At 63.8% G+C, this 20961-nt stretch carries 20 protein-coding genes; 12 read left to right on the top strand and 8 right to left on the bottom strand.

Annotated elements, in window-relative coordinates; all coding sequences use genetic code 11:
* Positions 1–45 precede the first annotated feature (45 nt).
* Positions 46–1119, bottom strand: a complete 1074-nt coding sequence (locus K9B35_RS00355; protein ID WP_224919825.1) for an AraC family transcriptional regulator — start codon at positions 1117–1119, stop codon at positions 46–48.
* Between the two features lie 159 nt (positions 1120–1278).
* Here K9B35_RS00355 and K9B35_RS00350 point away from each other — a divergent pair, with 159 nt between their 5' ends.
* The 5 genes from K9B35_RS00350 to K9B35_RS00330 all read left to right on the top strand — a co-directional run bounded on the left by K9B35_RS00350 (position 1279) and on the right by K9B35_RS00330 (position 9816).
* Complete coding sequence (locus K9B35_RS00350) at positions 1279–3918, top strand: TonB-dependent receptor plug domain-containing protein (protein WP_224919824.1); 2640 nt, start codon at positions 1279–1281, stop codon at positions 3916–3918.
* Positions 3919–3990: 72 nt separating this feature from the next.
* A complete protein-coding gene (locus tag K9B35_RS00345) occupies positions 3991–6033 on the top strand; it encodes an acetoacetate--CoA ligase (protein ID WP_224919823.1) in 2043 nt (680 codons plus the stop codon).
* Positions 6030–6899, top strand: coding sequence for a 3-hydroxyacyl-CoA dehydrogenase family protein (locus tag K9B35_RS00340; RefSeq protein WP_224919822.1), 870 nt, complete (start codon positions 6030–6032; stop codon positions 6897–6899). The genes K9B35_RS00345 and K9B35_RS00340 overlap by 4 nt, the downstream gene beginning before the upstream one ends.
* Positions 6899–8185 carry a spinster family MFS transporter gene (locus K9B35_RS00335; RefSeq protein WP_224919821.1) on the top strand — a complete coding sequence of 429 codons (1287 nt, stop codon included), beginning with the start codon at positions 6899–6901 and terminating at the stop codon, positions 8183–8185. The genes K9B35_RS00340 and K9B35_RS00335 overlap by 1 nt, the downstream gene beginning before the upstream one ends.
* Before the next feature lie 2 nt (positions 8186–8187).
* Positions 8188–9816: a tannase/feruloyl esterase family alpha/beta hydrolase gene (locus K9B35_RS00330; RefSeq protein WP_224919820.1), complete on the top strand. Its 1629-nt coding sequence runs from the start codon at positions 8188–8190 to the stop codon at positions 9814–9816.
* Between the two features lie 299 nt (positions 9817–10115).
* Here the strand turns inward: K9B35_RS00330 and K9B35_RS00325 are convergent, their stop codons facing one another.
* From K9B35_RS00325 to K9B35_RS00315, 3 genes are all read right to left on the bottom strand, one after another.
* Positions 10116–10502 (bottom strand): nuclear transport factor 2 family protein, encoded by a 387-nt coding sequence (locus tag K9B35_RS00325; RefSeq protein ID WP_224919819.1) that lies wholly within the window; start codon positions 10500–10502, stop codon positions 10116–10118.
* 266 nt (positions 10503–10768) lie between these two features.
* The gene (locus K9B35_RS00320) at positions 10769–11314 is read right to left on the bottom strand and encodes a hypothetical protein (protein WP_224919818.1); all 546 of its coding nucleotides are present in this window, start codon (positions 11312–11314) and stop codon (positions 10769–10771) included.
* Positions 11315–11428: 114 nt separating this feature from the next.
* Positions 11429–12058 (bottom strand): hypothetical protein, encoded by a 630-nt coding sequence (locus K9B35_RS00315; RefSeq protein ID WP_224919817.1) that lies wholly within the window; start codon positions 12056–12058, stop codon positions 11429–11431.
* Between the two features lie 207 nt (positions 12059–12265).
* On the opposite strand from K9B35_RS00315, the gene K9B35_RS00310 reads away from it, so the two are divergent.
* Positions 12266–12679 carry a hypothetical protein gene (locus K9B35_RS00310; protein ID WP_224919816.1) on the top strand — a complete coding sequence of 138 codons (414 nt, stop codon included), beginning with the start codon at positions 12266–12268 and terminating at the stop codon, positions 12677–12679.
* Positions 12680–12811: 132 nt separating this feature from the next.
* Here K9B35_RS00310 and K9B35_RS00305 read toward each other — a convergent pair whose 3' ends face one another.
* Positions 12812–13063: a hypothetical protein gene (locus K9B35_RS00305; protein WP_224919815.1), complete on the bottom strand. Its 252-nt coding sequence runs from the start codon at positions 13061–13063 to the stop codon at positions 12812–12814.
* A 191-nt stretch (positions 13064–13254) separates the two neighbouring features.
* Between K9B35_RS00305 and K9B35_RS00300 the strand changes: the two genes are divergently transcribed.
* The 6 genes from K9B35_RS00300 to K9B35_RS00275 all read left to right on the top strand — a co-directional run bounded on the left by K9B35_RS00300 (position 13255) and on the right by K9B35_RS00275 (position 18420).
* Positions 13255–14517 carry a nucleotidyltransferase family protein gene (locus K9B35_RS00300; protein ID WP_318245939.1) on the top strand — a complete coding sequence of 421 codons (1263 nt, stop codon included), beginning with the start codon at positions 13255–13257 and terminating at the stop codon, positions 14515–14517.
* A gap of 3 nt (positions 14518–14520) precedes the next feature.
* Positions 14521–15510 carry a hypothetical protein gene (locus K9B35_RS00295; RefSeq protein ID WP_224919813.1) on the top strand — a complete coding sequence of 330 codons (990 nt, stop codon included), beginning with the start codon at positions 14521–14523 and terminating at the stop codon, positions 15508–15510.
* A complete protein-coding gene (locus tag K9B35_RS00290) occupies positions 15510–16562 on the top strand; it encodes a 50S ribosomal protein L11 methyltransferase (RefSeq protein WP_224919812.1) in 1053 nt (350 codons plus the stop codon). The genes K9B35_RS00295 and K9B35_RS00290 overlap by 1 nt, the downstream gene beginning before the upstream one ends.
* Before the next feature lie 55 nt (positions 16563–16617).
* Complete coding sequence (locus K9B35_RS00285; RefSeq protein ID WP_224919811.1) at positions 16618–16764, top strand: hypothetical protein; 147 nt, start codon at positions 16618–16620, stop codon at positions 16762–16764.
* Between the two features lie 214 nt (positions 16765–16978).
* Positions 16979–17824: a Stf0 family sulfotransferase gene (locus K9B35_RS00280; RefSeq protein ID WP_224919810.1), complete on the top strand. Its 846-nt coding sequence runs from the start codon at positions 16979–16981 to the stop codon at positions 17822–17824.
* Positions 17821–18420 carry a 2OG-Fe(II) oxygenase gene (locus K9B35_RS00275; protein ID WP_224919809.1) on the top strand — a complete coding sequence of 200 codons (600 nt, stop codon included), beginning with the start codon at positions 17821–17823 and terminating at the stop codon, positions 18418–18420. The genes K9B35_RS00280 and K9B35_RS00275 overlap by 4 nt, the downstream gene beginning before the upstream one ends.
* 8 nt (positions 18421–18428) lie before the next feature.
* Here the strand turns inward: K9B35_RS00275 and K9B35_RS00270 are convergent, their stop codons facing one another.
* Genes K9B35_RS00270 through K9B35_RS00260 form a run of 3 tightly spaced genes read right to left on the bottom strand, consistent with a single transcriptional unit; the run spans position 18429 to position 20902 of the window.
* The gene (locus tag K9B35_RS00270; RefSeq protein ID WP_224919808.1) at positions 18429–18719 is read right to left on the bottom strand and encodes a PqqD family protein; all 291 of its coding nucleotides are present in this window, start codon (positions 18717–18719) and stop codon (positions 18429–18431) included.
* Positions 18720–18730: 11 nt separating this feature from the next.
* Complete coding sequence (locus tag K9B35_RS00265; protein WP_224919807.1) at positions 18731–20635, bottom strand: asparagine synthetase B family protein; 1905 nt, start codon at positions 20633–20635, stop codon at positions 18731–18733.
* A gap of 9 nt (positions 20636–20644) precedes the next feature.
* Positions 20645–20902, bottom strand: coding sequence for a PqqD family protein (locus tag K9B35_RS00260; protein ID WP_224919806.1), 258 nt, complete (start codon positions 20900–20902; stop codon positions 20645–20647).
* Between the last annotated feature and the right edge of the window lie 59 nt (positions 20903–20961).

Here is a 20961-nt window from a genome sequence, read left to right as displayed (position 1 = left end):
GCTCGGCTGCCCCCCCCCGCCTAAAGCCTTGCTCGCAGCTCAGGCCTAGGTGCTCGCGCGCAACGTGCTGATCGTCATACCTGTCCAACGCCGTACCGCGCGGCGCAGATTCGCGCTGTCGCTGAAGCCGACCTTCCACGCCACGTCATCGACGCTCATCCGCGTCGTCTGGAGATACTCGATCGCCAGCTTTCGGCGGACATCATCGACGATCGCGCCATAGCTGGTGTCTTCGGCGGCGAGGCGACGACGCAGGGTGCGTTCCTGCATTCCCAATTGCGCTGAGATCGCGGTCATCGAAGGAAACTCACTCGGTGCGTTCATCAGCAACTGATAGACTTCACCTGACAAGCCCGATGAAATGCGCGCCTGCCCGATCAGGCGGTCGCAGGTTTCCTCAAGCATCGCGCGGGTCAGTCGATTTCCGAGCTCAGGGGTCTGGTCAAGGATGCCGATCGGATAGTGGAGCTCATTGGCCGCCTCGCCATAGAAGCAGGAGCAGGACAGCGCCCGTTCATCGTCCGGCGCGAACGCATCCTCGGGCAGTGCGAACAGCGCACGGACTGGCAGATTGTCCGCGCCGGCCGTGTCGCGGATATGGGTAAAGGTCATCTTCATCTGCTGGCGGACGAGGAAGGTGCGCACGTCGCTGCTCATCACGTCGCGATAGATTTCGCCAAACTGCCAGATCGCCCGATCGCCTTCGGTTCGCCATTCGAGACGGACAGTCGGCGTGGCGAGCGGCTGATAGCGCACTGCGAAATCGAAAAAGTCGCGCATCGTCGGCGAACACATCAGCGCATAGCCATACATTCCATAGGCAGAGAGATGCAGGCGCGCGCCGATCGCAAACGCATCGGTGTAGGTCGCCCCGGCGGCAACGATATTCTCGCACGCCGTCAGATACTGGCCGATTGAGGTCATTGAGTGCGGGTCGCGCACTTCGGCCAGCGTCAGTCCGGTGCGATCCAGCACGGTCTCCGCGCGAATTCCGCGATCCGCGACCGTGTCGATTACCGTTGCGATCTTGAACGGGGCGAAGCTGCGCTGGTTGAGCGAGGGAAACCCCGCGCGCGGGTTGCGGTCCAGTGCCGCGCCGTCCGCTTCTGCCTTTGACATCGTCGCATTCTCCCGCTGCGCATGTCCGGTAAAGACATAGTGATGTCCGCCAATGCGCTTACCTCCCGATGTGTCAGACCATAAGCATGGCATCAAGTCGGCAAAGCCCGGCGGCGGCGAAGACCGCAACGCGACAACATCAAGGAGGGGATACAGGACATGTCGATCCGAACCGATCATCTTGGGCGCCGGGGACAGCTATTGGCGCGTTCGGCCCTTGCGCTCACGCTGCTGGCCGCCCCGGCAGCTGCCTATGCGCAAACCACCGAAGCTGTTGCGGAACCCGGCGCCGAAGAGCCGACCGAGGTCGTTATCACCGGGTCGAGCATCCGCGGGATCCCGCCTACCGGCTCAGGCCTGATCAGCGTGACGCGTGAGGACGCCAAGCTGATCGGCGCGGCGAGCACGCCTGAACTGCTGGCGACCGTGCCGCAGCTTAACAGCTTCAACACCGCACCGCGCGTCAGCAACAACGGCCTTGGCTCGTTCGCGCCGGGTCTGCGCGGTCTGCCAACCGCGGCGACGTTGCCGCTGATGAACGGGCACCGCCTGATCTCGGGCAGCACCCAGCAGACCAATCCCGACTATCCGTTCATTCCTGAACTTGCGATCGAGCGGGTCGAGATCGTCGCCGACGGTGCGTCGGCGATCTACGGTTCGGAAGCCGTTGCCGGCGTGGTCAACTTCATCACCCGCAAGCGCATGAAAGGCGTGGACGCGATTGTCCGCTATGGCATTGCCGACGATTACAACGCGTTCAACGCGGGGCTCGCATTCGGCGATGACTGGGGGAGCGGATCGTTCATCGCCGCCTATCAGTATCAAGACAACAGCAACATCACCGGGGCCGACCGCAGCTATCGCTCGCTCGATTTCCGCACTGTGGGTGGCATCGACACGCGCGCGGCGGTCTGCCCCGATGCGAACGTCAATCTGTTTGCTGGCACGATCTACGCCGCGCCCAGCCTCGCCCCCGGCCTGAACACCTGCGATCCGCGCGGTCCGGTCGACCTGCTGCCGCAGAACCGCACCCACAGCGCGTTCGTGTCGGCGCGACAGGAGGTGTCCGAGGCCGTCACATTGTGGGCGGACTTCCTCTATTCTGACCGTCGCGACGTGGTGCAGTCAGCGCTGCCCGGACAGACATTTGTTCTGATCACCGCCGCCAACCCTTTCTTCCGCGCGCCGCCAGGGACCGGATCGGTGTTCGGCTATTTCGATTTCCGCCCGGACCGTCTGGTCGGCGCGGATCATTTCGATCAGATTTTCCGCGTGCGCAGCGGCAATGCCACCGCTGGCGTCGACATCGATCTGCCGGGCGAGTTCAAGGCGAGCGTCTATGGGTCGTTCAACTTTTCGCGCAACGACACCTTCCAGCCGGGGATCAATACCACCGCGCTGACCGCCGCCGCTGCCGGAACCACCACCGCAACCGCGCTCGATCCGTTCGGCTATGATACAAGTCCGGCGGTGGTCGCGGCGATCCTCAACAACCCGACCACCTTCGACAATCGCCAGCGCACGCGTATCGGCGCGGTCAAGGTCGACGGACCGCTGGCGAAACTGCCGGGTGGTCAACTGAAGATCGCGGTCGGTACCGAATATCGCCGCGAAACCTATATGCAGCGTGGCCAGAGCGGCGGGGTCGGCTTCCCCGAAGATCTCGAGCGCGACGTGAAATCCGTTTACGGCGAGCTGTTCGTCCCGATCTTCGGCGAGGGCAATGCGGCACCGGGGGCGTACAGCCTCGCGCTGTCACTGTCGGGCCGCTATGATGATTACAGCGACTTCGGATCGACCAGCAATCCGAAGATCGGCCTGACCTGGGAACCGGTCGAGGGCATCAACCTGCGCGGTAGCTTCGGCAAGTCGTTCCGCGCGCCGGGTCTGCGCGATCTCGGCTCGACGGTCGGTTCCTATTACTCGGCGGCAGCGTTGGTCGATGCATTCGGTGCGCGCGATCCGTCGCGTGGCGCGGCGCAGGTCAACACGATCCTGCTGTTCGGCGGCAACCGCAACCTGACGCCGGAAACCGCGCGCACCTGGTCGGCGGGCATTGACCTGCGTCCCAAGGCGGTCCCCAACCTGACCGCCAGCGTCACTTTCTACGACATCCATTATGACAATGTGATCGGCACGCCATCGGGGCTGGGCGCGCTTCTGTTCAGCGATCCCACCTTCTCGGCGCGGGTCATCCGCAACCCGAACGCCGGTCAGGTCAGCGCGGCGATCGCCAACACCGTGCCGTTTTTCTACACCTTTGCCGCGGTGCCGACGATCGGCAACATCCTCGACCTGCGCCAGGGCAATTTCGGCGTGCGGGAAACCAACGGCATCGATTTTGACCTGCGCTATCGCCACAATGTCGGCTTCGGCACGCTTTTCGGCGGGGTCGCGGGCAACTACATCCTGAGCTACCGCAACCAGCTGTCACCGACTTCGTCGGTCAGCAATTCGCTGGATGCCGGCATCCCGCGCACGACGCTGCGCACCACGCTTGGCTTTACCGCCGGGCCGGTGACGTTCGTCAACTTCGTCAATCATCGCAGCGGCGTGACCGCATCCTACGCAACACCGACCGGTTCGGCGCTGTTCGCGGCCGAAGGCTATACGACCGTCGACCTGCGCATGTCGGTGCGGCTGCCCGACCTGCCCTTTGCCAAGGGACTGGAGCTGGGGCTGCAGGTCAATGATCTGTTCGATGCGACGCCGCCCTTCTTCCCAGGCACCGATGGCATCGGCGGCGCTTACAATCCGATTGGGCGCTACGCGGCGATGAGCCTGCGGACCTCTTTCTGATTGCTGGCGGGTGGCGTCTCGCATGGGGCGCCGCCCGCTTCCCACCTGATCGACAACAAGGTTTGGCTTTCGATGACCGGTGCCAGTGCTCGCCCCCTCCAGCCCGTGCCGCAGATCCGGCTCTACCTTGACTGGCTCGCGCAGACCCAGGGGCGCACCTTCGCGTGCTTCGAAGACCTGCACCGCTGGTCGGTGGAGGATCTGGACGCGTTCTGGCGCAGCATCTGGGAGTTTGACGGCATCGAATCGCAGACGCGGTACACGGCCGTGCTTGATGACGAGGCAATGCCGGGTGCGCGCTGGTTCGACGGCGCGCAGGTCAACTATGCGCGGCACGTGTTCCGCCATGTCGCCGCCGCGGATGCGGCGGGGCAGCCGGCGATCATCGCCATCGACGAGCGCGGTGCCAACGTCACGCTAAGCTGGGACGAGTTGCGCCGCCAGTCGGCCGCGCTTGCTCTTGCCCTGCGCGCGCGCGGGATCGCGCAGGGGGATCGCGTCGCGGCCTATCTCCCCAATACCCCCGCTGCGGTGATCGGCCTGCTCGCCTGCGCCAGCCTCGGCGCGATCTGGACTTTGTGCTCGCCCGACATGGGCACCAATGCGGTGCTCGATCGCTGGCGGCAGACCGCGCCCAAGGCGCTGATCGCGGTCGATGGTGTCTTCTATGCGGGCAAGGCGCTGGACCGCACCGCAGCCGTGCAGGAACTGCGCGCGCAGCTTCCAAGTCTTGAGAGCGTTTTCCTCATTACCAGCGGCTGCGCCACGGGCGCGGTCCCCGGTGTCATCGACTTCGCCACCACGCTCTCGCGCGACGATGCTGCGGTCACGGCGTTCGAGCCGGAATGGCTGCCGTTCGATCACCCGCTGTGGATCCTCTATTCCAGCGGAACGACCGGCCTGCCCAAGGCGATCGTTCACGGCCATGGCGGGGTGCTGGTCGCGACCGCCGCCGGGCGGCTCCATTTTGACCTTGGCCCGAGCTACGCGCCCAACAATTTCGGCGACCGCTTCCACTGGTATAGCGCCAGCGGATGGGTGATGTGGAACATCCAGGTCGGCGGCCTGCTAAGCGGAACGACGATCTGCCTGTTTGACGGCTCGCCGAGCGGGACCAAGGCGGACCCCGACTGGACGCGTTTATGGTATTTTGCGGCGCGCAGCGGCGTGACCTGGTTCGGCGCCGGCGCTGCGTTTTTCGCAAGCTGTCGCAAGGCCGGGATCGACGTCACCTGCATTCCCGGGGTGGAGCAGATGCGCGCGCTGGGCAGCACCGGTTCCCCCCTGCCGCCGGACGTGCAGCGCTGGGGCACCGCACAGTTCGCGCAGCTTGGCCGTCCCGATATCTGGTGGTGCAATGTAAGCGGCGGGACCGAGATTGCGGCTGCCTTCATGGCCGGCAACCCTGAACTGCCTGACACGCCGGGTCGGCTGCAATGCCGCCACCTGGGCGCTGCGATCGACGCATGGGACGAACAGGGCAGACCCGTGGTGGATGAGGTCGGCGAGCTGGTCTGCACGCGCCCCTTCCCCAGCATGCCGCTCTATTTCTGGGGTGATACAGACGGCAGCCGCTATCACGACTCCTACTTTGCGACCTGGCCCGGTGTGTGGCGGCATGGCGACTGGCTGACAATCGGCAGCGATGGCAGCTGCACCATTTCCGGCCGTAGCGACGCGACGATCAACCGGCATGGCGTCCGCATGGGCACGGCGGAGATCTATGCCGCGGTCGAGCAGCTCCCGCAGATTGATGACGTAATGATGATCGATCTCGAAACCGCGCAAGGGGACAGCCAGCTCATCCTGTTCGTCGTCCCGGCTGATGGGTGCGTCGTCGATGGGGCGATGGAGACCGCAATTGCCGCCGCCATTCGCACGAGCCTGTCGCCGCGCTTCGTGCCCGATCGCGTGATCGCCGCGCCGGGCATCCCGCGTACCTTGTCGGGCAAGAAGCAGGAGCTGCCGATCAAGCGCCTGTTTGCCGGCTGGCCGGTCGAGAAGGTGGTCAGCCCGGATGCTACCGCTACGCCGGAAGTGCTGCCCTGGTACATCGAACAGGCGCGGCGCTGGCGGCAGCGGATGCCTGACAATTGCGCGGGAGCGGTCGCGTGACGGCGGGGGTCGTAGGTGCCGGCCTGATGGGGGCCGAAATCGCCCTGGTGTTCGCGCTGTCGGGACATCACGTCGCGCTGCACGACCGCAGCGATGAGGCGCTCGATCGGGCGCTCGTGCGACTGCGCGGCGTGCTCGACAAGAGCGTGGCGCGCGGAGCCCATGTCGCCGACCTGGCGGAAGCGGCGCTCGCCCGGATCGCGCCGGTCACCAGCATCAACGCCATGCGCGACTGTGTCATCGTGACCGAGGCGGTGTATGAATCGCTCGAGGCCAAGGCCGATGTGCTCCGCGCGCTGGACAAGATCTGCGAGGCGTCCTGCATCTTCGCGACCAATACCTCGACGCTCCCGATCTCGACCCTCGCTGCAGTCCTGACACCCGACCGGCGCGCGCGGTTCATCGGCACGCATTACTTCTCGCCGGTGTCGCGCATGCAGCTCGTCGAAGTCATTTCAGGCTTTGCAACCGACCCGGCGATTGCGGACGAGGTCACGGCGTTGATGCGCGATATCGGGAAACAGCCGGTGCGCGTTCGCGACGTTGCCGGTTTCGCGGTCAACCGCATGCTACACGCGCTGCTGATCGAGGCGGTCAAGCTGGTCGAGGAAGGGGTGGCGACACCCGCCGACCTCGACACGGCGTGTCGCCTTGGACTTGGCCATCCGATCGGGCCGTTCGCGATGATGGATATCGTGACATCCGACCTGTGCCTGCAGGTGCAGGAAATCCTGCAGGATGCCTATGGTGAGCGGTTCCGGCCACCTGCCCTGCTCAAGCAACGCGTTGCTGCTGGGCTGGGTGGCGGGCGGAGCCGTCCTGGCTGGATCGATAAACAACCCAAGCATGAGGGGAGTGCAGGCTGATGGCGACCGACGCGACGCAAGCGGGAGGGCGCACGACAAGCGGTGGCCTGGTGCTGGGGATGCTGTGCTTCGTTTATGTCCTCAACTTCCTCGATCGCCAGCTGGTGTCGATCCTGGCCAAACCGATCCAGGACAGCCTGCAGATCAGCGATAGTCAGCTCGGCTACATCACCGGCTTCTACTTCGCGCTCTTCTATTGCTTCATCGCGATTCCCGTCGGCTGGCTCGCCGACCGCAGCAACCGAGTGAAGGTCCTGTCGCTCGCCTGCGGACTGTGGAGCGCTGCCACGGTGGCGTGCGGGATGGCGTCCAACTATGGCCAGCTTGCGATGGCGCGCATGGCGGTCGGGGTCGGCGAAGCCGGCGGCGTGCCGCCGTCCTACGCGATCATCTCAGACTCGTTTCCGCGCGAACAGCGCGGCACGGCGATGGGGATCTTCAACCTCGGCCCACCGATTGGGTCGGCGCTGGGCGTGGCGTTCGGCGCGTCGCTCGCGGCGGCGTTCGACTGGCGCGTGCCCTTCTATATCGTCGGCGCGATCGGCGTTGTGACGGCCGTCGTGGTCTATTTCCTGATCCCCGAGCCTCCGCGCGGCCGCTTTGATCCGGCACCCCCGGCTTTCGCCGCGACCGAACCGGCGCAGAGTTTTGTCCAGACGATCTTCGGCTTCTTCGGCAACAAACTGCTCGCGGTTGCCGCGCTGGCCAGCGGCGCGGCGAATTTCATCACCTATGGCCTCGCCAATTTTGCCACGCTGTTCCTGATGCGGGAAAAGGGGATGACGCTGGACCAGGTCGCGATCTGGTACGCGCTGGCGGTGGGTCTGGGCATGGGTGCGGGCATTTTCGCATCGGGCAGGCTGATCGACCGGTTCGCGGTGCGCAACAAGGCGGCCTATGCCACACTTCCGGCGCTGTCCCTGCTGCTAGCCCTGCCCTTCTTTCTCGGCTTCGTGACGGTCGACAGCTGGCAGCTCGCATTGGCGCTGCTGTTTGTGCCCTTGTTCCTCAATTCGTTCTTCCTCCCCGCGACCGTTACCTTCGTGCAGGGCGAGGTTGCGCCGGACGCGCGGGTGATCTCCGGAGCGCTACTGCTGCTGGTGATGAACCTGATCGGGCTGGGCCTTGGTCCGACCTTTGTCGGCATGATGAGCGATTTCTTCCGTCCCGATTATGGCGGGCATTCGCTGCAGATGGCGTTCTACGCGCTGGCGCCGATGTATCTGATCGCGGCGCTACTGTTCCTGTGGCTCGCCCGGCTGATCCGGCGCGCGGAGGGACGTTGACCATGCAGGGTTCCAGGAACACCCGTCTCTGGATTGCGGCGCTGATGCTCGGCGCAAGCGGCTGGATCACACCTGCGGTCGCTCAGGCCTCCGACCCCGCCGCGCGCTGCGCCGCACTGGTCACGCTGAAGCTGCGCGGTACCAGCATTTCCAGCGCCACGCTGGTCCCGGCCAAGCCAGCTGAGGTGACGGCCACTGCCGACGTGCCGGGGCATCGCAGTTTTTGCCGCGTCGTGGCGCGCGTGCAGTCTGAACCAGGATCGGACATCGGCGTCGAGCTGTGGCTCCCCACCAGCGACTGGGCGGGGGTGTTTCATGGCAATGGCAGCGGCGGGTTCGCGGGCACCTTTGCGCTCGGCTATTCGGGGATGGTTGAGGGGCTGCGGCGCGGCTTTGCCACCGCGACGACCGACGCCGGCACGTCGCCCGCCACTCCGCTGGAAGGCGACGCACTGATCGGGCAACCGCGCAAGTGGCGCGACTGGGGGCGATTGTCCGCCCATGCGATGACTGTGACGGGCAAGGCGATCACCGCCGCCTTCTACGGCCGCGCCGCGCGCCGCTCCTATTATACCGGCTGCTCGACCGGCGGGCAGATGGGGCTGATCGAAGCGCTTTATTACCCAGACGATTATGACGGCATTCTCGTCGGAGCGCCGGTGATGAACCGCACCTGGGGCCATGCCGCGGTGCTATGGAACTATGCCGCGGCCAACCGTGCACCGGGCCGGTTGCTGTCCGAATCCAAGCTCAAGCTCCTCAACCAGTCCGCGATCGCAGCGTGCTGGCGGCAAGGGCATGCGTTGGCCGGGGACCGCTTTATCTCCGACCCATTGCGTTGCATCTTCGATCCGAAGGTTCTGCAGTGCAAGGCTGGAGCGTCGGACAATTGCCTCAGCGAAGGCGAGGTCGAGACAGCGCGCGCCTTCTACTCCGGGCCGACCGATCGGAATGGCAAACCGAGCTTTTTTGGCTGGCTGCCGGGGAGCGAAACGCCCGACACGTTCGGCTGGTCCTTCCTGCAAAAGCCGATCCATGGCCAGCCTCCATTTGGCAGCTTGTTCAAATGGGTGTTCGGCGCCGACTGGGCCTGGAAGGGGTTCGATTTCGACCGCGACATGCCGGTTGTGGACACGCAGCTGGATCCGATCGTCAACGATGCGGTGCGCGGCACGCTCGCCCCATTCGCACAACGCGGCGGCAAGCTGATCGTGTTCCACGGCCTCGCCGACACGCTGGTTCCGCCGGGCCAGTCGGTCGCCTTCTTCGATCGTCACGCCGCGCAGATGGGAGGAATGGGCCGCTTGGCAGAAAGTGCACGCCTGTTCATGGCGCCGGGCATGATGCATTGCGGCGGCGGGATGGGCCCCGACGCTTTTAACGCGACGCTCGGAATTCCGCCGCGCCCGCCGTCGACGGATGCGCAGCACGACCTGCTTTCCGCCTTGATCGCCTGGACAGAACGTGGAGAAGTGCCCGACCGCATCATTGCCACCCGTTTCTTGCGCGAAGAACCGGGTCAGATCGAGATGCAACGGCCTCTCTGCGCTTATCCGCAGCGCGCGGTTTATCGCGGCGCCGGCTCGACCACCGCCGCAAGTAACTTCAGATGTGAGGCTCCTGCGGAATGAAAAGCAAAGGTTGAGGAGAAATGGCGATGGCTACCCGCGGCGAGCCGGGGTGGGCACCGGGCCATGCCGTAACAGCATCAGGGGGCGGTTCTCTGCAACACATCCTCTTCGCTGCGCGGCGCGCCCACGAATATCGGTTGGCCCATCGGGGCGGCTTCCCGCTGCTGCCGGTGCTGACGCCTATCGCGCCAGACGAACGGAATGCCATCGGCAATGTCGGTTCAAATCGCGGCGACGTCCCGGCCGACAAACACCGCACCGGTCCGACACAGCGTTGCGGTCTGCGCCGACTTCTTCATTCAACCCAGGGTAAGGTAAAGCTCCGCCTCGATCAGCCAGTCTGCGCCGACCCGCCGCCATTTGGCGGTGTAGCGCCCACGCGTCAGCAGCACGCCCTGTACGGTCATGCCCTGCCAGTCCCCATGTTCGAAAGCGATCGGTGCGATCGGTGACACGGTTATTGAGTCAGGACTGCGTCGATAGATCGCGCGGTCGGGCGACGCAAACTCGCGCTTCCATGCCATCAACTGCGCGTTGCGGCCCGCGATCAATGAACTGTCGGTGCCGGCGACGAGCACAACATCCTTCGCCAGCAAGGGCCCGATCGCAGCCAGGTCCGCATCGGCCAAAGCCTGATTAAAGCGTGCGCGCTGCATGCGGATGGCAAGTTCGGGGGGCGTGGCCATTACGGATCGCTACACCAGACCAGGGGCTTTGCCGAGTGCGTTGGTCGGGTGATCCAACGGCTGATATTGGGCGCTTGATCAAGTCGGCCGAACGACTGCAAATAAGGCTCCTTGCAGACCGGCGGCTCATGCCGGAAGAGGTCCGTCAGCTTTTGGGCCGGTTGCTGAATGGCAGGTTCTGGCTAGGAAATGGGTATAGCGGCAGGCCGACTTTCGGGCGGCCCCGGGACGGCGTCTGGCGGCGGAGACTGGGTGGAGAGCTGCCGCTAGGCGATCTCACCATTCGGTTGCATCGTTGGCACTGCATGGTTGGCTTCGGGGTCCTGCGACCATGCGAGCATGAAGTTCCATGCATGACATTGATGAGCGTGTGCAAGCCAACCTAATCGGCCTCGGTCGCTGCGATAGACCGCAATCAACTGATCCAGCGTTTCCGGGATTTCGAGCAACCGATCTGCTATCAGTCCTGCCCAGAGATCATACGGGATATCAGAGCCGTGATCAATCATAAACCTATTCAGGACCTCATCGTTGGCGGTATGATATCCCACAAACGAGTTGTAGAAAATTCCTGCTTCGAAGCCCGGCTTAAGCTTGAACAACCACTTTCTTAACGCCGGTATTTCGATACCAATGACGCCACAATAGACGAAGCCCCACGGTCGCCGATACGCAGCCTCTTCAAAGAAAGGGATGACCTCATTGTTGGGGAAAGCCCATACTTTGCGACGTTTTGGGAACAGCTTCGTCTCTTGTAGGCCCGCGTCTGCCAAGGCTCCATCCATCGATGCACGTAATTGTTTGATGTCCATGTGACGAACTCAACGCATTTTCAGAACTTCCGCAATGGGGTCGTTCGCGGCCCGTCCGCTATCGGGATGGCGGTAACAGCGCCGCAACGGCGGAAACTGGGTGGAAAGCGGACGCTACGCACGACCTTGGGTTAGGATGGCCGACAGTTCCGCAAAACCTCCCGGCGCGTCTTCCCAAAAGGCCGATAGCTCATCAGGAAATCGCTCTTTCAGGTCGATGAGGACGGGGGCCGCAAACGGCTCATTCAGGCGAATTAACCACCCGCGCAGCGGTAACCCGGCTCGCGCTGCTCCACAAAGCACGCTTTCTGCTTCCGTGCCGATCCATCCTTCGTCAGCTTCAGCTGAATCTCGAACCAAGGCCCGTTCGAACCAAGCGTCTAGAAACTCTTCGAGCACGCGCCGCTTAGGTGCAGACCACGCACGCCAGTTAGCCAATGGCAGCTTTCCGATGACGATCTCTGGATCGTTCGCATTCCCGGGATCGCTAATCGAGACATCTAGTATGCGTGGAAGCAGGTATTGAAAGTCCTCTTCACCTCCAACGGTGAGGAATGCTCCAGAAACATATCGCCATAGCTGTTGGCCTGTCAGTTCGCGGAGTGGCGTTGTAAGCAGAACATCGATTCCACGCGTCGAAATGCAACAGGGACAGCCTTCAATCACGTCGGGCCCAGGCCGCGCAAACTCGCGATAGACCGCCTCGAGTGCCCTTTCTAATCGCGAGGTGGCCGAAGTTGTCATCGCCGACATGCTGCCCCGCCGAGCCAATGTCCGCAATGGGGTCGGCACCTGAAAGTCTGCTTCCGGCGGAATGCGGGCCGTAGCCGCCTGACCGGCCTTGGGATCGCAGAGGCCCACCGGGAAGGGCTCAAATTGGGTGGACAGCGGTCGATCTGCTTTTGACCCAAATCGTTTGTAACCAGACGCTGGTAGGCATAGCCTGAAGAGATGGAGTATCCGACCCAGATCGATTGCGCTTGGCTTGCCACTGACGCCTGCGGTCGGCTGGCGGCGATGATAACTGCAGGCGAAGGCCCGATTCCCGCTGCCGTGTTGGAAAGCCGCATTGATGTGACTGACATAGAGGGAAAGCTGCTCGATTTGCCAATCATGGGTGATGCTATGGATGTCGCCAATGTGCCGAACCCGAGCTCTTTCATCGATCTTAGCCGCCGAGGGTTCTATGTGTACGACTGGACAGACGTGCATAGACCCAGCTCTCAGGCCCTTGGGGCATACGAGTTGGTGGCGTCGCCGTCTGTCTCCATCCGACTAGAGGATTTGCCCGCCGATCTGCAGGAGCTTCCTTCAAGGATAAAGAGCATAGACGCGATCGGCGGCGCTCATTTGGAAATCCGTTAGGCGGGAAAGACGTCCGCTTTAGGTGTATGCCAACTCGGCCGCTGGCGGCTGCAATGGGGTCGTGTGCGGTCAGGCCGCATTTGGGATCGCGTCACGAGCGCGGGAACCGCTGAAACTGGGTGGAAATTGGACTTAGCTTGTTCGACCTTGAAAAGCTTGTTTCAGAAGCGTGGTGGTGACCCACCCTGCCATGCCGCCGATAACGAAAGCGGCGAAGGCCGCTCCTAAAATGCGGATCTCAAGTGAAGGGCTGCAATCATCAGAAATACAATGTGCTGCAAATGAATCAAAAAATACTGAAAACATCAAGAAGCCCGCAACGACCCACACAACAAAACCTGCAATACTAACCCAACTAGGGCCGCGCGATTCAGAGTAAGCCATTGGCCTATGATATCGGCGGAGATAAACGTCCGCTAGGGGGTCGATTGCAGAACGGCAGGTGTTGATCCGCGGAGTCGGATAGCTGTCATTCGGCAGGCGCTAACGTCGCTTTTTTGTTCTGGGGTGTTTTAATCTCCCACGCCTTGGAGCGCGCTCCCCGGCGTTTTTGATCAGTGCCCAAGTGGCGAAGGATGGGGCATCGCGCTACACGTGTGTGCTTGTGCCGGGAGCAGGACTTGTTGGGTATGAAAACTCGGGTTGAGGGAGAAAACGTCGCGCCCCTTCCAGACTTTTCGCCCGAGTTGCGCTTCGTCTTTGCGGCGGCACGGTTGGCAGTCGGGGGCGATGCCGTAATGGCGCAGCTTCACTGTGCGGAAGCGGAGGTCGGCGACTGGGAGGCCGTTGCTCGGGGGATCGTCCATCATGGCTTAGTCGGGCTTGCTGCGCCGGCATTGTTGCGAGCGAAAGCCGCACCCGCAGCAACGCTCGCCGCGCTTGATGCGGAGCGCAGTCCGCATGTCGTGGGTGTGATGAGCCGGTTGTTCGAGTTGGTTCGCATTGCGCGCGCGCTCAAGGCGGCACGGATTCGCCACCTCTTCATCAAGGGCATCGCGCTGTCGATTCAGCTTTATGGTGATCCAGTCATGCGAGCTGGCCGCGACATCGATGTGCTGGTCGAGCGATCGCGCATCCGCGACGCGGAAGCAATTCTGCTCGACCTCGGCTATGAACTGCCGACTCATTGCACTGCGGCGGCCGAGCCGACTGAGGGCGAACCGCCCAAAGAAAGCGGATGGGTGCATGGCGAGAGCCGGATTCTCGTCGAACTGCACGATCGCCTGTGTGACAATCATGCGCTGCTTCCCTGGGACTTTGAGATGCTCTGGACTGAGCGAGAGACCGTGACGATCGGTGGCATGACGGTGCCGACGATGGCGCGGCGGCGGCTGCCGGTCTATCTCGCGGTCCACGGCATCCGGCATGGCTGGCAGCGGCTGTTGTGGCTGATCGACCTGGCCGCGTTGCTCGACCGGGACGCGGCATGGGACGATGCGCTCGACGATGCCGCAGCGCTGGGGCTGGAGGGGATGATGCTACATGTCGGTTGGGCGTTGCACCACTGGCTGGCGCGGCCAGTGCCAAGCGACGTGCTGGCGCGCGGCAGGCGGCGGCTCGAAGTGCGGCTGCTCAACCGGCTGGTTGCACGCTTCCATAACGGGCCGCGCTGGTATGAGATGGCACCTCGCGGCTCGGTTCGCCGCTTCATCGACGGGAGCGTGTGGAGTCGATCTATCACCTATACGATGAAGCCGACGCGCGCCTTTTGGAGCAGCCAGCTAGCCTTCGACCTCAGTTCGCCGCAAGATCGCGCGGCATTCGCGCTACCCGCACGGCTCGGCTGGATGTATCCGCTGATCCGCCCCTTTGGCTGGGCGATCCGTCGCCTGCGTTAGAGAGTGCAAAAAACCATCGTGACCCATTTCTACAGCTTTGGGGGCCTTCGGGTTCGATCCGACATCAAACTGGTGGGGCTGGTGCCTGCCGGTGAATCCGAGTTCGGCTGGGCCGGACAGCTCGACCTCCGTGTCGAGACGGGCGCGGCGGTCGCGCATGATGTCGTCAGCTATGAATGGCACAATGGCTATCGCATGCGGATCGGCGAGACGGACGGACGCTGGCTGATCCGCTCGCGCTTTGATGGCAGTTTCCTGATTGATCGTGACGGGCGCGCGATGACGCTGGTGGTGGCGACGATGCCGCCCGATCCGGCGACGATTGAGGTGCTGTTGCGCCGCGTGCTGACCCGCGTGCCGATGCTTCAGGGTGCTATCGCGGTCCATGCCGCATCGCTGGTTCAGGATGGCGGCGGGATCATGCTGATCGGGCGGTCGGGCGCGGGCAAATCGACGCTGTGTGCCGCGCTGACGGTGCAGAGCGGGTGGCAGACATTGGGCGACGACACTGCGTTGCTGTGGGAACCGCAGGCGCCGATGCTGGGTGCAGGGGCCAAGAATGTTTGCCTGTGGCCGGACTCGCGCGACGGGCTGAAGCTGTCAGTTGACGAAAGCACGCCCCTTGCCAGTGCAACCGGGAAGGGCCGTTCACCGATCGAAGCGAGCGATCCGCCGCCGCTGGTGCCGCTGCGAGCGCTGGTCTTTCTCGACCGCCGCGCAGACGTGGCCGAACCGCGCCTGGAGCGGCTGGAGATCGCCGAAGCGATGTCTTTGATCCTGCATCAGATCATTCATTTCAACCCAAGCGGGACGAGCGCGCAGGAGCGCGTTCATGCCGTGTCGGGCCTGCGCGAGGTACTCCAACGGCGCCCCACATGGCGGCTGGTCTATCCCAGCGACTATGCCGCATTGCCACAGGTCGAGGCGCGGCTCCGTCAGTTACTGGCGAACGGCCCGGTTGCACCGGCGCCCCAGTCGGCTAACGCAGGCTGATGACCGACCGCGTTGCTCTGCTCTGCGCCCTGTTGCCCAAGGTTGCCGACGACCCCCGCGCGCTGATCGCCATCGCACGCCAGATGATCGCGGCGGGTGATCGTCCCCGCGCGCTGCAACTGGCGGAGCGGGTCCATGGGATGACCGGCGGTGCCGGTGAGGCCGGGGTAATCGCCGCCGAAATTCTGAGCGATGGCGTTCATAGCTGGCACTTCGTGATCCCGCGCGATCGGGCACGCAATGACGCCTACGAACAGGCGTTACAGCGCGCGATCCGGCCGGGGTGCCGGGTGCTGGAGATCGGCACGGGCAGCGGACTGCTCGCGATGATGGCGGCGCGCGCGGGCGCGACGGTTGTGACGTGCGAGGCCGACCCGGCGATTGCTTCGGCGGCGCGTGAGGTGGTTGCGGCGAACGGCTATGCCGACCGGGTGACGGTCGTGAACAAACACTCCACCGCGCTCGACCCGGCACGCGAAATGGGCGGTCTCGCGGACATTCTGGTTTCAGAAATCGTCAGCAATGATCTGCTGAGCGAGGGCGTGCTGGCCGCGCATGAGGACGCGGTAAAGCGGCTGCTCGCCCCCAACGGCGTCGTCATCCCGCCGCGTGGGACGATCCGGGTCGCGCTGGCCCGCGATCTGCGCAACAGCGCATCACGGTTGGGCGACACCAACGGATTTGATCTGAGCCGGTTCAACCGCCTCGCCGCGCCGAACGAGATGATCCGCGTCGGGATGGAGCAGGTGGAGTTGTGCAGCGATCCGGTCGATCTGTTCAGCTTCGACTTCGCCACCGCCGAACCTCGCAAGCCCGAGCGTCGCGAATTCGACATCGCGTCGCAAGGTGGGCGGGTCGACGGGATCGTCCAGTGGATCGCGCTCGAAATGGACGCGGTCGGGTGGTACGAAAATCGCCCCGCACCGGGCGCAGCATCTTGCTGGGGCGCGCTGTTGTGGCGGTTTCCGAAGCCGCTTGAGACTCGCGCGGGCGACCCGGTCGCAGTCGGCGGGGCGCATGAAAGGGACCGCGTCAGGCTTTGGGTCATCTGATTGATTTCGTTAAGTGCCGATGGTAACAGAGCAAATCATTTGAGAGGTGCGCATCATGGAACATCGTCCCGAGGCCGAACAGACTGTTCAGCCGACTGAAACCGAAAATTGGGTCAAGCCAGAGATCACCTCATTCCTCCCGGCCAAGGCTGCCGAGGGTATTTCATACCGTCCTACTGATGGCATCCAGAACCTTACCTGATCTTTGATGCGACGGTGCTCGCCGCCAAGGCGGGCTTCGTCCGCAACTAACTAACTGGTCCAGACCGAATTCGCGCGCTTGCCCAGCCACGATTGCTGGAGGTGCTTTGGTTGTCTGTACGATACACCGGCAGTCTGACGCCCTGATTGATCCGGTGCCATGCGACCAGAAGCGGCCTGACAGGGGGGTTTTCGTTGGTCGATTGCACCGCGCGATGACGGATAGTTCCGATCGCGCCCGACGCGTTGTTCCCTATGATCTCGTATCCGCCGAGCATGACTATCCCAAATGGGACGGTCCTCCACAGCGCACTGTCCTGACCTGCACCCATCCACGATCGGGCAGCACGTTGCTTGGCGAGGCGCTCTACTTCGCAGGCGGCCTTGGCTGCCCGCTTGAGTATTTTCATGCAGGATTTCGTCCGTCCTTCGCCCGGCGCTGGAATGCACCCGGCTTTGACACGCTGAGCGACGCAGTCCGCCGCCACCGCACCGCGCCCACCGGCACGATGGGGGTAAAGCTGTTCTGGAACGATATCGAAGAGATTGCGCGCGACGCCGACCCTGACCTCGAGCGCTTCGCCAATGTCCTGCCGGCCGAAACGCCCGCAGACTATTATGTGGCGCTGGCAGGCCATGTCGCGCGGTTCTTCCCCAACCCGCAACTCGTCCATCTGTGGCGAGAGGATCGGCTGCGCCAGGCGATTTCCGCGATGCTCGCGGTGGAGACGGGGCGCTGGCGCTCAATCCCCGAGGCACACGACGACAACAACACTCGTATCGCCGCGCCCTTCGATATCGCGCGGATCGAGCAGATCATGGCCTATTCCGACTATTGCCACGGCCATTTTCGCAACCTGTTCGCGGCGATGGGTGCGATCCCGCACAGCCTGACCTATGAGGCGTTGACCGCCGATTATGCAGGGAGTGTCCGGGCGGTGCTGCGCCATCTCGACCACGATGCCGAACCGGGCGCGCCGCGCATGCGGCGACAGGCGGACGGCGCGAGTGAGGCGATGGTGCTGCGTTACCTGCGCGAGCGGGCGGTACGTGTACCATGACCGCGCCGATCCTGCCGCATCTGCGGGTCTCAAGCTTCCTCGATCCCGAAATGCACGCCGCGCTGCTCGACTGGACGCTGTCGAATGCAGCGCGGTTCGTTCCCGCGCAGCTGGCCGGCGGCATGGTCAATCCCGCAGCGCGCAGCGCGCTGGTGCTGCGCGACCTCGGTCCCCTCGCCACGCCACTTGATGCCCGGATGCGCGCGGAAACGTCTGGCTGGACAGCATCGCTGCGCGCCACGCGGTTCGAAACGAGCGAAGTCGAACTCGAACTCGCCGCGCACAATGAAGGCGCACATTTCACGTTGCATACGGACACCTATGCCAGTGCGGATGCCGCGCGCGGCGACCGCATGCTGAGCGCAGTCTATTATTTCCACCGCCAGCCCAAGGGCTTTGACGGCGGGGCGCTGCGGCTCCATCGACTGGGTGCCGCGCCCGGCGACGCAGGCGAGGATATCACGCCCGACGACAACAGCCTGGTCGTGTTCCCATCCTGGGGGCCGCATGAGGTGATGCCGGTCAGCTGCGCATCAGGTGCCTTTGCGGACTCGCGCTTTGCGGTAAATTGCTGGATCTATCGCGCCCGAAGCTGACCCCGATCCTACTCGACTTCCAGAACACCGCGCTCAACCAGATCGGCGACGAACTCGCTCACATCGCGGCGGCATTCCGCGACATCAACCTTAAAGCTGGCTGCCATATGGTCGCACAATGCGCCCAGCGTCTGCGGCTGCTCGACAAAGGTCCAGATTTTCGCTCCGGTGCGGTTGAGCTGGAAGAAATAGCCGGAATCGATGTCGAGCAAAATCGCATCATCGGCAACATCCGCGCCAACTACCGCAGCCTTGCGCCGCAGCACCGTCGTCTCGCCGATCGTCACCGCCTGCGCCATCATTTACCCCTTTACGCCTTGAGCCCGAACGCATGCTCCAGCCACATATCGGTTGCAAGCGTGAACCAGACCGGGCCCCATGCGCCCTCGGGAATCGGTCCCTGCCCGCCTTCTCGCCGCCATGCCTCGAACGGCGCATGCATCGCCGCGATCTTCTCGGGCACGACCCAGCCGAGTTTGACTGCGGTCAGTTCATGCACCGGCTTCTGGCGGAGCAATTCGCCGATCGCATCCACTTGGTGCGATACGAAATAGGATTTGGTGCGGCGCTGGCGGATCTTTTCGGGCAGCGTGCCCTTCATCGCCTCGCGCAGCAGATATTTGCGCGTGTTGAACTTGCGCAGATGTTCGCCGGCCACGCCCATGAAGAAATCGGTGAGGCGCCGGTCGTGAAGTGGGTGGCGCACCTCGACCCCATGATTCTCCGCAAAGGCGAGAACCGTGTCGGCAAACGTATAGCGGTTCCCCAGCGAAAAGACGCTGTAGCGCGCCTGCTGATCCATACCGCGCAGTCCGGTGCGCGCGATTTTCTGGTGCCAGCGATCCTCCAGCCCGATCCGCGCCGCCCACTCACCCCGCAGCCAGTCGGGCCGGTCGAGGCGCCAGTCGAGATACGGCATCAGCAGCGCCTTGCGATATTTGCGGCTGACCAGCGGCGGCAGCGTGCTGTGCAGGGTCCGCCGCATCCGGACATACCAGGGCGACTCCGGCCACAATTCCGCACCGTGGCGGAACAGCTTGCCCCAGCGCCCTGCCATGAAGCGGTCGGGCCAATGGGTGACCATCCCGTTGAGCCAGTCATCGCCGCCTTCTCCGGTCCACAGCACGCGACGACCGTCGGACTGGAGCGCCTTCAGCACCCCGCCCATCGAATCGAGGACATTGGGCCGCACCGGGAGTTGATAGGAATCCGCGCACCATTGCCGCGCGACATCGGGATCGAACTGGCGCGCGCCGACCACCTCCGCCGTGATGCCCAGATGATCTTCGACCGCGCTGCTCCATTCGGTCTCGTCATGCGGCTCGCCGGGAAAGCGCGCGGAGATTGCGCCGACCTGATGATCGAGCCGACCGGCGCGGAACAGCTCAGTCGACCGGCATACGACCGACGAGGAATCGAGCCCGCCCGACAGCTGCGCTGTCACCGGCCCGACGCTGCGGCTGGTCTCTACGAGCGACTGGTTGAACAGATGGTTGAACCGCTCGACATGCTCTTCGAGCGAGTGGTTGGACAGATCTTCAAACGGCCCGCCATGCCAGTTCCAGCGCGACACCTTGCCGTTTTCAAAACCGATCGCGCCGCCCTGTGGCACGCGCTCGATCCCCGCCCACAGCGTGTCGGTTTCCGACACGAAGCGCGCCGAGAGAAACTCGCCGAGCGCGCCCTCGTTGAGCTTGCGCTCGAACCCCATGCCCAGGATCAGCGCGCGCGGCTCGGTCGCAAAGCCAAAGGTCGTGCCGTCATACGCCCACAAAAACGGCCGCCAGCCCATCGGCGAGCGAAACAGGTCGAGTCGGCGCGTACGCGGTTGCCACGCCGCGATCGCATAGTCGCCAGCAAGGCGATGCACGAAGTCGCGGCCCTCGCGCTCGAACAGCTTGAGCGCGATCAGGCCATCGGGCGCGTTTTCGAGCCGGTCGCCATTCGACCCGAGCAGTGCGAGCAGTTCAGCGCGATTGTCGAGCCGCCCGTCGAGCAGCAGCGCGATCTGCGATTCCGCGCCTACAAAGGGCTGGACCTCGCCGCGCGCTTCAGGCGTCGTTGCGTGGGCAAAGCGAACAAAGCCCGCGCAATCGTCATGCCAGCTCTGCGTCCCGTCAAACCCGCGCCGAAAAGTCGATCCGGCGATCCGATCGAGCAGTTCCCGCCCCACCGGTCGGCCATCGGTGAAGGCGGCTCCTGCAATCCCGCTCATGCTGCGATACTACGCATCGACGAGCAGCCCCAGGTCGAGTGCGTTGGCAACAAAGGCATCGACATCGGCGCGCATCGCATCGGCGGGGATGTTATGCGCCGCAGCCAGGTCTGCCGCGATCTGCCCGACCGGACTTCCCGCCGCAATCGCCACCCAGATCGCTGCAGCGGACGGGTTCAACACATGGTAGCACCCATCGCGCGCGTCATAAATCGCCAGCTCACCCGCGACGGGTGGCCAGGAGAGTGCGGGGGCGGGTCGGATCATACCGCCTGCTCGCACGAGTGCGCTGTCCACTACAAGTGCTTCCGCGAACGGGCGGGCTG

The organism is Sphingomonas sp. R647, from assembly GCF_020177055.1.
In the GTDB taxonomy this organism is placed as follows: domain Bacteria; phylum Pseudomonadota; class Alphaproteobacteria; order Sphingomonadales; family Sphingomonadaceae; genus Sphingomonas.
Note: the sequence above shows the minus strand (reverse complement) of the source record. Positions and strands in the feature narration are given on the sequence as shown.